The organism is Aquitalea sp. ASV11, assembly GCF_016429185.1.
GTDB classification, from domain to species: domain Bacteria; phylum Pseudomonadota; class Gammaproteobacteria; order Burkholderiales; family Chromobacteriaceae; genus Aquitalea; species Aquitalea pelogenes.
Genome location: NZ_JAELUD010000030.1, coordinates 16,932 through 29,110 on the forward strand (window position 1 = coordinate 16,932; position 12,179 = coordinate 29,110).

General features: G+C 60.2%; 8 protein-coding genes. 5 read left to right on the forward strand and 3 right to left on the reverse strand.

The genetic code is table 11. The annotated features are described in order from the left end of the window. Nucleotides 1–24 precede the first annotated feature (24 nt). Both JHD62_RS11340 and JHD62_RS11345 read right to left on the reverse strand, forming a co-directional pair. Nucleotides 25–2,892 (reverse strand): adenosylcobalamin-dependent ribonucleoside-diphosphate reductase, encoded by a 2,868-nt coding sequence (locus tag JHD62_RS11340; protein ID WP_199102984.1) that lies wholly within the window; start codon nucleotides 2,890–2,892, stop codon nucleotides 25–27. Between the two features lie 231 nt (nucleotides 2,893–3,123). Further along, nucleotides 3,124–6,465: a DUF748 domain-containing protein gene (locus JHD62_RS11345; protein WP_199102985.1), complete on the reverse strand. Its 3,342-nt coding sequence runs from the start codon at nucleotides 6,463–6,465 to the stop codon at nucleotides 3,124–3,126. Between the two features lie 161 nt (nucleotides 6,466–6,626). On the opposite strand from JHD62_RS11345, the gene earP reads away from it, so the two are divergent. The 3 genes from earP to JHD62_RS11360 all read left to right on the forward strand — a co-directional run bounded on the left by earP (nucleotide 6,627) and on the right by JHD62_RS11360 (nucleotide 9,051). Next, a complete protein-coding gene (gene earP, locus JHD62_RS11350) occupies nucleotides 6,627–7,784 on the forward strand; it encodes an elongation factor P maturation arginine rhamnosyltransferase EarP (RefSeq protein WP_199102986.1) in 1,158 nt (385 codons plus the stop codon). A gap of 57 nt (nucleotides 7,785–7,841) precedes the next feature. Then, a complete protein-coding gene (gene efp, locus JHD62_RS11355) occupies nucleotides 7,842–8,405 on the forward strand; it encodes an elongation factor P (RefSeq protein WP_045846211.1) in 564 nt (187 codons plus the stop codon). A gap of 103 nt (nucleotides 8,406–8,508) precedes the next feature. Next, the gene (locus tag JHD62_RS11360) at nucleotides 8,509–9,051 is read left to right on the forward strand and encodes a DinB family protein (protein ID WP_199102987.1); all 543 of its coding nucleotides are present in this window, start codon (nucleotides 8,509–8,511) and stop codon (nucleotides 9,049–9,051) included. Nucleotides 9,052–9,099: 48 nt separating this feature from the next. Here the strand turns inward: JHD62_RS11360 and zapE are convergent, their stop codons facing one another. Beyond that, nucleotides 9,100–10,263: a cell division protein ZapE gene (gene zapE / locus JHD62_RS11365; protein WP_199102988.1), complete on the reverse strand. Its 1,164-nt coding sequence runs from the start codon at nucleotides 10,261–10,263 to the stop codon at nucleotides 9,100–9,102. A gap of 281 nt (nucleotides 10,264–10,544) precedes the next feature. On the opposite strand from zapE, the gene JHD62_RS11370 reads away from it, so the two are divergent. Together JHD62_RS11370 and JHD62_RS11375 are read left to right on the forward strand one after the other, a co-directional pair. Next, a complete protein-coding gene (locus JHD62_RS11370) occupies nucleotides 10,545–11,285 on the forward strand; it encodes an acetoacetate decarboxylase (RefSeq protein WP_199102989.1) in 741 nt (246 codons plus the stop codon). Between the two features lie 15 nt (nucleotides 11,286–11,300). After that, nucleotides 11,301–12,083, forward strand: coding sequence for a 3-hydroxybutyrate dehydrogenase (locus tag JHD62_RS11375; RefSeq protein ID WP_199102990.1), 783 nt, complete (start codon nucleotides 11,301–11,303; stop codon nucleotides 12,081–12,083). The last annotated feature ends 96 nt before the right edge of the window (nucleotides 12,084–12,179 follow it).

Here is a 12,179-nt window from a genome sequence, read left to right on the forward strand (position 1 = left end):
CGCCCCACCCGCAAGCACTACACCTTATCCGCAAGCCCCTACATGGCCGCAAGCGGTGCAGAATTCACAACCATCCTTCTTGATCAGCGCATGATTGCCACATTCCGGGCAGGGCTTGCCGGACAAGGGTTTGAGTGCCGGCTGGGCAGCGGTTTCCGGGCTGAACAGATCGCTCTGCTCCGGCACCATCACCCCCATTTCCTCCAGCGGCACCCCATCCTGGGTCAGTACCCCCAGCATGGCGTAGCGGTGAATCATCAGCTGCGCCATATAGGCCACGGTGGACGGCCAGCTTTGCGATTTTTCCTGACCCGGAATGCGGGCAAAGAAGTCGCCTTGCGGCTCGGCATAGCTCAACAGCTTGCGCAGCTTCATGCCGATCCAGGCCGGATCGATCACCCGCATGTCCAGCGACAGCATCTTGCACAGGCCATCCAGTTCGCGCGGGTAATTACCGGCCAGCCACACCGAGTACGGGCGGCGCTGGCCATTGGGCAATACCAGCTCTTTCAGGAAGAGCACGAAATCGTCACCGGTTTGCGGGTTGGCCACATCCACCGACCAGCTCATGGTGCCATCGGTGCCGGATTTCGGTTCCTTGCGGGCAAACAGCGCATCCATCACCGGGGTGGGCTCGTGCTGGTCGGCAGTCAGTGCGCCCAGTTGCTCCACGCGATGACGCACCACCTGCCCCAGTGCGGCGGCAGCGGAAGTGGCATAAACGGTGCGCTCGCCCAGCTCGAACACATAGCGCTTGTCACCATTGGTATGCGACAAGGCATCCAGTTTGGCCGACAGCCAGGCATGGTCGCGGCAGCGCATATCCATCGACAGCGTCTTGGCAATCGCGCCCAGGCCACGCTGTTCTTCGGTGGCATTCACCCAGCACTCAAACGGCGTGATGCGGCCATTTTCCACATGCCCCACCACCACGGCAAAGTCACCGGCCGGGCCTTCCACCATATAGGTCCAGGAGGGGTTGCCTTCTTTCAGCTTGGGCCGGTTCGGCCACTTCAGGCTGGCCAGCGCCGGGCTGGGCGCGGTATTCAGGGTGATGCGGCGGTCCGGGTCGCCATCCTGGCTGGCGGACAGGTCCTGCGGAGCTTCCTTGGCGCTTTCCTTGGCCGGTTCCACCGACAGTACCGAACCGAGCACGCTGTTGGGACGGTAAGTGGTAATGCCCTTCAGGCCATTACGCCAGGCTTCCAGATACAGGCTTTCGAAATCGGCAAACGGATAATCCGCCGGCACGTTCACCGTCTTGGAGATGGCGGTGTCGATATACGGGGCCACCGCAGCCACCATGCGCATATGGTCCAGCGCACTCATTTCCAGTGCCGAGACAAAGTAGTCCGGCAGCGCCTGGGTGTCGCCACCCTGCATGCGGTAGACGCGATAGGCATGGTCTTCCACCAGGTATTCCTGGGTCGTGCCATCGGCCATGCGCTTTTTGCGGGTGTAGAACCAGGAGAACGGCGGCTCGATGCCATTGCTGGCGTTATCGGCAAACGCCAGCGAAATGGTGCCGGTAGGAGCTATCGACAGCAGGTGCGAGTTGCGGATGCCGTGCTTGCGGATACGGGCCTTGATGCTGTCAGGCAGGCGGCTGGCGCAATGCGGTTCGGCCAGATATTTGTCGGCATCAAACAGCGGGAAAGCGCCCTTCTCGATAGCCAGGTCCACCGAGGCATCATAGGCTGCATCGCGCATGGATTCGGAAATGCGCGCGGCAAAACGTCGGCCTTCTTCGCTGTCGTAACGAATCTTCAGCATGATCAGCGCATCGCCCAGGCCGGTAAAACCAAGACCGACCCGGCGCTTGGACTGCGCTTCGCGCTCCTGCTCTTTCAACGGCCATACGGTCAGGTCCAGCACATTGTCCAGCATGCGGATGGACATGCGCACCACGCTCTCGAAGGCCTTGAAATCAAAGCTGGGCTTGGCACCAAACGGTTGACGCACGTATTTGGTGAGATTGACCGAACCCAGGTCGCAGCAGCCGTAATCCGGCAGCGGTTGTTCGCCACAGGGGTTGGTGGATTCAATCACCTCACAATAGGACAGGTTGTTGTCCTGGTTGATCTTGGACATGAACAGCACGCCCGGCTCTGCGTGGTCATAGGTGGATTCCATGATCTGCTGCCACAGCGCACGGGCAGACACTTTGCGGTACACCCACAGGCCGTCGGCACGCTGGTAGTGGCCGGGGAAGGCGTCGGTGGCCGGTTCCACGCTGTGAGTCAGTTCCCACTCGGCGTCGGCTTCCACCGCGCGCATGAAATCGTCGGATACACCAACCGAAATATTGAAGTTGCGCAGGTCGCCCTTGTCCTTGGCGTGGATGAAGTCTTCCACGTCCGGATGGCTGACATCCAGCACACCCATTTGCGCACCACGGCGGGCACCGGCGGATTCCACCGTCTCGCAACTGCGGTCGAACACCCGCATATACGATACCGGCCCGGAAGCGCGGCTATTGGTGCCTTTTACCCGTGCCCCCTTGGGACGTATGCGCGAGAAGTTGTAGCCCACACCACCGCCACGACGCATGGTTTCGGCGGCCTGCAGCAAGGCTTCGTAAATACCGGCCTTGCCATTGGAAGGTTCGGAGACCGAATCGCCCACCGGCTGCACAAAGCAGTTGATCAGCGTGGCGCGCAGCTCGGTACCGGCGGCGGAATTGATGCGGCCACCGGGAATGAAGCCATTGTCCAGTGCCTGGAAAAACAGCGGCTCGAAGCGGGCCGGGTCCTGCTCCAGCGCCGCCAGGGCACGGGCTACCCGCAGTCTGACCTCGCTGACGCTCTGTTCATCACCCTTGGCATACTTTTCCAGCAATACCTCGCGCGAGATATCCTGCTCCAGCATGACGGCACTGTTTTCACGCTTCATTCCGGCCCCTCGATTTCCTGAAATTTTTGAGAATTTTCCTGACTTCTGCAGCCTTGCCACTTTGGCAATCCATGACTTTACGCCTGTTCGCCAAGCAATGCACACCCGCTTGCCGATAGCGCGCCGATGGTGGGTGCTGCGAGAAACTCACAACATCTGGCAAAAGAAAACGGCGTACTACACCATATGTAGTTACGCCGTTTATTGATGGACATCAAGCCGTTTTATGCGCTACTTGCTGGACAACTTGATCCCCAGTGGCACACCGTCCCGTTCGGCGCGGGTTTTGGCCGGGTCGCCCAGCGTGATGCGATCGGCCAGAGTGTTGTCATTGTGCATCATCACCTTGCGGGCATTTTCCGCACGCTGACGAGCCAGTGCCTGCAAGGCGGCCGTATCCACTTTCTGCGCGGCAATCAGTTCACCGCGCAACAGTTTGGCCAATGCAGCGCCGGATGGCCCACCCGGATTCAGGGTGCGTGACATCAGTTTCAGACGGCCCAGCTCACGCGCATAGACTGTCTTGATGGCATCCAGCATGGCCGGGTCGGACAGGTCCGGCACGGGTAGCGGCTCGCCCGGCAGCAGGCTGCGCCCGGCAGCTTGCAGGATGGCACTGTCTACGCGCGCGCGCGCCAGCTCCTTGCTGTCCAGCTCGGGGTCAAAGCTGCCGGCAAGCTGCAACTGCATCTTGGGACGCTTGCTCATCAGGCCCGCCACTTTTTCCAGCTTTTCCCGCTCCGGCGGAGCGACATTGGCTTCACCGGGAATGAAGAACACATTGTCAAAACCATCGCCGCCCAGCAGGGCACCCAGCGCGCGGAACGGTGCCGTCACCACCTTGGTGACCACATTCACCAGTGCCTTCCACACCACCTGGCCATAGCTGAATTGCGGGTCATCCAGGCTGCCGGATACCGGCAAATCCAGATCAATCTTGCCGTCGCTATCTTCCAGCAAGGCTACCGCCAGCCGCAGAGGCAGGTGCGTACCCTTGTAGTCCGGCACCTCGTCGCCCAGCTGGATGGTGTTGATCACCACCCGGTTCTGTCCCTTCATCTGGCGGTGGTCCAGCAGGTAATGCAGGTCCACCGTCAGGCGGCCGTCATTAATGCGCCAGCCGGCAAAGGTGGTGGCATAGGGGTTGAGGTTGTTGAGCGGAATATTGCGGAAGGACAGCGTGACATCGGTATTGTCAGTCACCGCCATCGGGGCCAGCGCGCCGCGTACCCGCACATCACCGTACTGGTCGACATCGCCATCCAGCGTGATGGTGCCCGTACGACCCGGGCGGGTGGACAGGCCCTGAATCGAACCGCGCAGATGGTGCATCTGGGTGGCAAAGTTCGGGTTCATGCTCTGGTCGGCAAACTGCACCTTGCTGCGATTCAGGTGGATGCTGCGAATATCCACTGGTGGAATCGCACTGACCTTCGCTGGCGTGACTGGCGTGGCCGACGGCGGATTAGCCGCAGACTTGGCGGCAAAAATGCGCTGCCAGTTGAGCTGGCGCTTGGCATCCAGAATCAGCCGGGCCGACAAGGCTTCCAGCTGGATGTCCTGCACTGCCACACTCAGCGGCAGGCTGGCTGTGCTTTGCGCCTTGATGCCATTGACCTTGAGATTACTCCACCCCAGCAGCGGCAGTTTTTCACCCGGCTCCATGATGGCCAGCTTGCTGATGCCGGCCGTCCCGGCAACTTTCCAGCCCTGGCTGGCCGATTCCACATTCAGCTCGGCATTGAGCTGACCGCCGCTCATGCGCAATGGCGTACCACTCAGGCCATAGGGTGCAAACGGCGCCAGCGGCAGCGACTGGGCATTGACCTTGCCCTTGATGGCTGCCGCGCTCGGGTCCAGCTGCAATGCAGCGGTAAACTGGCCGGATTCCAGCTTGCCGCCTACATCCACGGCCAACTGCTGCGCATCTTTTGCCTCCAGCCTGGCCGTGACATCGCGCAGCGTGGCACTGACCGGGCGCGGCACGGTTTGGTCGGTCCAGCTGATCTGCCCTTCATGCAGATTCAGCAAGGGATAGTGCAGCTGCCAGCCGGTCTGTTTTTGGTCAGCATCGGCCTTGGCGGCCGTCTTGACTTCCCTGGCTGTCTTGCCCCCCTTGCCCGGCGCAAACAGTGTCGCCAGGTTCAACTGCCCCTGCTTGTTGCGTTCCACCGCTACCTGCAAGCCTTGCAGATCAACCGCACCCGGTTCAATCAGCTGCCCCTGCTGCACAATGCGCGAAGGCTGCAACACCAGCTTGGCCAGGGCAATCTGGGCGGGCTGCGCGGCATTGCCCAGTGTGATGTCGGCCAGTTCACCCGCCAGCTTGTCCACCGCAAAACCGCGTTTCGGGTCCAGCTCAAAACGGGCGTGCAATAGCGGCAGGCGGGCCGCCACTTGCAGCGGGGTGGCATAACCGGCATCGCCAAAGCGGTATTGCCAGTTGGCCAGCTTGATGTCTTCCACCTTCACCTGCCACGGCGAAGGGGCTGCTTTGCTGCTTGCAGTGGATGTGGAACCCGCAGCCGGGCTGGCCGGCAGGGCTGCCAGCCAGTCCAGGCTGCCATCCGCCATGCGTTGTGCTTCCAGGCTGCCACCATCCAGCGCAATCTGTTGCAGGCTCAACTGGCTATGTTGCAGGTCAAAACGCCCCCCTTTGAGCTGCAACAAAGGCAGGACAAAGCGATGCTGCGTACCGGGAGCCTGCATCTGCAAGCCCTTCAGTTCAGCGCTGAAGGGGCTGATCTGCAACTGTGGCGTCTTGCCTTTCAGATCAAACTGATAGCTGGCCTGTAGCGATAGCGTGCCTTGTGGCCTGGCAATATTGAAATGCGGTTTGACGTATTCCCAGATGCTGGCCAGGGTAAAGCCGCGGATGCTGGCTTCGCCGCGTGATTGCAAGGGCTGCAACTGCAGGCTGCCTTTCCAGTCCAGTTGCGTGCCGTCGCCCAGCGCGGCATGCAGACGATAGCCACCAGCTTCGGGCAAGGTGGAAAGATCGGTCAGCGCCAGATTCAGCGGTGACACCTTGAAGCTGTCGCTACCGGCCAGCTGGTCCTGGAACATGAGCTGGCCATTGCGGATGTTCAGCGCCTGCAGCAGGAATTTGGTCGGTGAGCCATCGTCCTTTTTGGGCTGGGCCGGGCCACTGGCATCACTCATGAGGCGCGCCCAGTTCCACAGGCCCTGGCCGTCACGCTGCACCCATACCTGCGGGGCATCAACGCTGAATTCCGACAACTGCCAGCGCCCCAGCAGCAAGGCAGTCGGGTCCAGATTCACATACACCCGGTCTGCAGCAAACAAGGGGCTGCCCTTGCCCTCGGCCAACTTGAGCTGGCGGATTTCCACGGCCATGCGCCAGGGATTGATCGAAACCTCTCCCAGGCTCAGTTTGCGGCCGATTCCTGCCGCCCATTTGGCCGCCTGACTCTGGACGATGCCCGGCGCAATACCCGCCAGAAACCCCCACAGCAATAGCAGCACGGCAGCCATGCCGGCCAGCCAGCGCCGCCAGCGTCGCGGCGGGCGCGATGAAGGGGATTTACCAGTACTTTGATCAGTTGCGCTCATGACCTTCTTCTTTTTGACAGCAAATTTCATTTTAACTGTTTTATCAAACAGTGTTAGTTACATGTTGTTAGCAAGCATGTACCGCAGAGAGCCCGGCATCTTCCTCACACTGTCACCTTGCCGTGCTATGCTGCGCCAGCTTTTTCCCGGATGCCTGCACCATGCCCGACTCCTCCACCCTCAGCTGGGACATTTTCTGTACTGTCATCGACAACTACGGCGACATCGGCGTCGCCTGGCGGCTGGCACGCCGACTGTCGCACGACTTTGGCTACGAGGTACGGCTGTGGGTGGACGACCTGGCCAGCTTCGGCCGCATTGCCCCGCTGCTGGAACCGGGCCTGGCCAGCCAGGAGCTGGACGGCATCCGCATATGCCATTGGCGCGCGGATGACGCATTTGTCGACTACCAACCGGCACAGGTGGTGATAGAAGCATTTGGCTGCCGGCTGCCCGAGGCCGTGGAACAAGCCATGGCAAGGGCTGATGTCAAACCGGTCTGGATCAATCTGGAATACCTGTCGGCCGAAGACTGGGTGGAAGGCTGCCATGGCATGGCCTCGCCCCACCCGCGCCTGCCGCTGACCAAGCATTTCTTCTTTCCGGGCTTTACCGATCGCACCGGCGGCCTGCTGTGCGAGGACGGTCTGATCGAAACCCGCCAGCAGTGGCAACAGGACAGTCTGGCACAGCGCGCCTTCTGGCAGATGTTCGATATCCAGGAGAAACAGCCGGAAGAATGGCGCGTCAGCCTGTTTGCCTACGAAAACCCGGCGGCACGCGAATTGCTGGACTACTGGACGCACAGCACGCTGCCGGTGCACTGCATGGTGCCGGAAGGCAAGGTGCTGGCTGACGTGGAAGCCGTGATGGGCCAGCCGTTAAAGGCGGGCCAGCATGTCAGCCAAGGTTCACTCACCGTGCATGTGCTGCCGATGACCGATCAGGACAGTTACGACCTGAGCTTGTGGTCTTGTGATGTCAACTTCGTGCGCGGCGAAGACAGCTTCGTGCGGGCGCAATGGGCCGGACGGCCTTTCATCTGGCACATCTACCCGCAAGACGACGCTGCGCACATGGTGAAGCTTGATGCCTTTTTGTCACACTATTGCGCTGCGCTGGATGCAGAGACCGCCACGGTCCTGCGTGCCGTCAGCCATGCCTGGAACCACGGCCAGGGCATGGTGGCCGCCTGGCAACAACTGGAAAAACAGCTGCCGCAATGGCACCTGCACAGCCGCCACTGGCCCGACAAACTGCTGCAACATGGTGACTTGGGGATGCGGCTGGTGCAATTCATACAAAACCGGCTAAAATAGCCCGTTTTTCGGAAACCGTTTTCCGAGTTCAATCAAGAGTTTGGGACTTTACACGTAATGAAAACCGCACAAGAACTCCGCGCTGGCAACGTATTCATGGTAGGCAACGACCCGATGGTCGTGCAAAAAGCCGAATTCAGCAAATCCGGCCGTAACGCTTCCGTCGTGAAGATGAAGATGAAGAACCTGCTGACCGGCGCCGGCTCTGAAGCCGTTTACCGCGCTGACGACAAGTTCGACGTCGTGGTTCTGGACCGCAAGGATTGCACCTACTCCTACTTTGCTGACCCGATGTATGTATTCATGGACAGCGAATTCAACCAGTACGAAGTAGAAGCCGACAACCTGGGCGACACCATCAACTACATCGTTGACGGCATGGAAGATGTTTGCCAGGTAACCTTCTACGATGGCAAGGCCATCTCCGTGGAACTGCCGACCACCGTAATCCGCGAAGTGGAATACACCGAGCCGGCCGTACGTGGCGACACTTCGGGCAAGGTTCTGAAGCCGGCCAAGCTGGTGGGCACCACCTTCGAAGTTCAGGTTCCGGCCTTCGTCAACACTGGCGAAAAGATCGAAATCGATACCCGCACCGGCGAATTCAAAAAGCGCGCCTGATCGCCTGTTTGAATGCTGTGCAAAAAGCGGCCTGATGGCCGCTTTTGTTTTGCCTGTCATTCCGGCAAATGCTGCGTTATCGTGCTGTTTTCAGGAGGGGACCATGAACCGACTCGAACAGCTTGCGCTGCAAGCCCGCTACAACCAGTGGATGAATGACAGGCTTTACCAGGCAGCCGCCCGCTTGCCGGGGGCTGCCTTGCAACAGGACAGCGGCGCGTTTTTTGGCTCGCTGTTCGGCACGCTCAATCACATCGTGGTGGCCGATACCCTGTGGCTGCAACGCTTTTTCCAGCATCCGGCCGGTTTTTCCGCCTTGCAGCCGCTGCAGGCTATTGCGGCCCCCACCTCCCTGAACGGCCTGCTGTTTGACCAGTTGCCAGCACTGGCGGCGCGACGACAGCTACTGGACGAAGTCATCATCCGGCTATGCCGCCAGCTTGAGGACAGCGATCTTGATCAGCCGCTGGCCTATCACAACACCCGCGGCATCGCGCAGTGCAAGAACTTCCATGCCCTGCTCTTGCACTTCTTCAACCACCAGACCCACCACCGTGGCCAGGCCACCACCTTGCTGTCCCAGCTGGGCGAGGACGTCGGTGTCACCGACCTGATTGCCCTGATCGACGACATTCCGGAAGCCTGAAAGCAAAACGGCCAGACAAAGTCTGGCCGTTACACAGCGGAACAAGCGTCAGATCACCACGCCTGGCGGCGGCTGGTCGTGCGTCTGGCCGGCACTCTGGTGCGGCAGTTCCAGATAACTCTTGGACTGCATCTCGGTCAGTCGGCTGGCAGTTCGGAAAAATTCGCTGGCCTGCACGCCGTCGGTGTAAATATCGTCGATGGGCACCGCCGCTGAGGCTATCAGCTTCACCCGGTTGTCGTAGAACACATCCACCAGCCAGGTAAAGCGGCGGGCAATGGAGGCATCCTTGGCCGCCAGCCTGGGGATGCCGCTGATGAACACGGTATGGAATTCGGTGGCGATTTCGAGATAGTCGGTCTGCGCACGCGGACCGTCGCAAATGGCCAGAAAGTCGAACCAGATGATGCCCGGTGCCAGTTTTTTCACCGGAATCTGCCGCCCCAGCACTTCGATTTCCTGCTTGGCAATCAATGCTTCACTGCTCAGGCGGGTGAACATGCCTTCCATCCGCGCCTCGGCAGCCGCGTCGTCCGGCACCATGAACAAGGGCTCGCGCGTCAGCTCGCGCAGGCGGTAATCATTGCCGCCATCCACGTTCAGCACATCCAGCTCGCGCTTGATCAGCTCAATGGTTGGCAGGAAGTTCTGCCGTTGCAGGCCATTGGGATACAAGCCGTCCGGCGGATAGTTGGAGGTGGTGACCAACACCACGCCGCGCTCGAACAAGGCACTGAGCAGGCGGCCCAGCATCATCGCATCGGCAATGTCGCTGACATGGAATTCGTCAAAACACAGCAGACGGGTCTCGCGGGCAATCTTGTCGGCATAGGCCAGCAATGGGTCTTTGCTACCGGCCAGCTGGCGCAGCTCGCGATGCACCTCGGCCATGAAATTGTGAAAATGGATACGACGCTTGCGACGGTACGGCACGCAGGCGTAGAAAGCGTCCATCAGAAAGCTCTTGCCGCGCCCCACCCCACCCCAGAAATACAGGCCGCGCGGCACATCCGGGCTGCGCAGGCTGCGTCCGAGAAAGCGGTTGCGCTTGTCCTTGAATTCCAACAGTTGATGCCACAATGCATCCAGTTGCTCGATCGCGGCAGCCTGGGCAGCATCGTGAATGAAACCGGGCTTCTCACTGGCTGCCTGATACCAGGCCTTGGGGCTGGTCAGCGCCGTTCCATCGGGAGAAAAGGTGTGCTGAGACATAGTGTGTGCTTGTGTTCTTGGCGTTATGGCGCAGGCAGCAGCCCACGCGGGATGACCATGCGTCGTGCCGGCCATCTGACAGTTAAGCCAGCATGATAACCCGATTCCACCGCAAACCGCTCATGCGCATGGCCTGCCGACACCAGTGCCAGCTCTTCTGAAAAAACCAGCCCCTCTACCAGCTCTGTCGTCTGGCATATGCTGCGCATCCCCCCCATTCTTGCCAACGGTTCAGCTGCGAACCATGCCCTCATCCGCCCACCACCACTATGGGAACCTCAATGGAAATCGAACAGATTCGCCAACAGGCCTTTGCCATGCCCATCAGCAGCCCTGCCTTCCCGCCCGGCCCTTATCGCTTTTACCAGCGGGAATTCTTCATCATCAGTTACCGTACCGACCCGGACAAGCTGCGTGCCCTTATTCCGGCCCCGCTGCAAATGGCCGAACCAGTGGTCAATTTCGAGTTCATCCGCATGCCGGATTCCACCGGTTTTGGTGACTATACCGAAAGCGGGCAGGTGATTCCGGTCCTGTACCAGGGGCAGCGCGGCAATTACACCCATGCCATGTACCTGAACGATCACCCGCCCACAGCCGGGGGGCGCGAGCTGTGGGGTTTTCCCAAGAAAATGGCCAGTCCCCGCCTGAAAGTGCATACCGACACCCTGGTGGGCGAGCTTGATTACGGCCCGGTGCGTATCGCCACCGGCAGCATGGGTTACAAACACCGGGAACTGGACGGAGAAGCCATTGCCGAAAGCCTGCGCACCACACCCAACTATTTGCTGAAAATCATCCCGCATGTTGACGGCACCGCGCGCATTTGCGAGCTGGTCAGCTTCCCGATGCTGGATGTGCAAGTGCACGGTGCCTGGACTGGCCCTGCCGCACTGTCGCTCTTCCCCCATGCACTGGCCCCGGTGCATGATTTGCCGGTACTGGAGATACTGGGTGCCAAGCATTACGTTGCCGACCTGACACTGGGTCTTGGTAAAGTCGAATTTGATTATCTGGCCTGAAACAGGAGAAGTCTCATGAAGCTGCAAGGAAAAGTTGCCCTGATTACCGGTGCCGCCAGCGGTATTGGCCGTGCCATCGCCGAAACCTTCGCCCGAGAAGGGGCTGCAGTTGCCATTGCCGACATCAATCTGGCAGCGGCACAGGCAACTGCAAAGGAAATTGAAGCCGCAGGCGGCAAGGCCATGGGCGTGGCGATGGATGTCACCAATGAAGAGGCCGTCAATGCAGGCACCCAGGCGGTAGTGGATACCTTTGGCCAGATGGACATTCTCATTTCCAACGCCGGCATCCAGATCATCAGCCCGCTGGTGGACTTCAGCTTTGCCGACTGGAAACGCCTGCAAGCCATTCATGTGGACGGCGCCTTCCTCACCACCAAGGCCGCCCTCTCCCACATGTACAAGGACAAGCGCGGCGGCACTGTCATTTACATGGGCTCGGTGCACTCGCACGAAGGCTCCAAGCTCAAGTCAGCCTATGTCGCCGCCAAACATGCGCTGCTGGGCTTAAGCAAGGTGCTGGCCAAGGAAGGGGCGGAATACAATGTGCGCTCGCACGTCATCTGCCCCGGCTTTGTCCGTACTCCGCTGGTGGAAAAGCAGATCCCGGAACAAGCCAGGACCCTGGGCATCTCCGAAGAGGAAGTCATCAAGCACGTGATGCTGGGTGATACTGTCGATGGCGTATTCACCACGGTGGACGATATCGCGCAAACCGCGCTGTACCTGGCGGCCTTCCCCAGCGCGGCACTGACCGGCCAGTCCTTTGTGGTGAGCCACGGCTGGTACATGCAGTAAGTCCGGCCCCAGCAGCAACAAGCGCTGGGCCACATCGCCAGCCTGCACCATCCGGTGCAGGCTGGTCTTGCATTGCAGCACCACTGCCCCGGAATC

Excerpts from the sequence above, each read along its gene's own strand:
- JHD62_RS11375 (WP_199102990.1), top strand. The coding sequence starts at position 11,301 with ATGAAGCTGCAAGGAAAAGTTGCCCTGATTACCGGTGCCGCCAGCGGT.
- JHD62_RS11360 (WP_199102987.1), top strand. The coding sequence starts at position 8,509 with ATGAACCGACTCGAACAGCTTGCGCTGCAAGCCCGCTACAACCAGTGG.
- earP (WP_199102986.1), top strand. The coding sequence starts at position 6,627 with ATGCCCGACTCCTCCACCCTCAGCTGGGACATTTTCTGTACTGTCATC.
- JHD62_RS11370 (WP_199102989.1), top strand. The coding sequence starts at position 10,545 with ATGGAAATCGAACAGATTCGCCAACAGGCCTTTGCCATGCCCATCAGC.
- JHD62_RS11345 (WP_199102985.1), bottom strand. The coding sequence starts at position 6,465 with ATGAGCGCAACTGATCAAAGTACTGGTAAATCCCCTTCATCGCGCCCG.
- zapE (WP_199102988.1), bottom strand. The coding sequence starts at position 10,263 with ATGTCTCAGCACACCTTTTCTCCCGATGGAACGGCGCTGACCAGCCCC.
- JHD62_RS11340 (WP_199102984.1), bottom strand. The coding sequence starts at position 2,892 with ATGAAGCGTGAAAACAGTGCCGTCATGCTGGAGCAGGATATCTCGCGC.
- efp (WP_045846211.1), top strand. The coding sequence starts at position 7,842 with ATGAAAACCGCACAAGAACTCCGCGCTGGCAACGTATTCATGGTAGGC.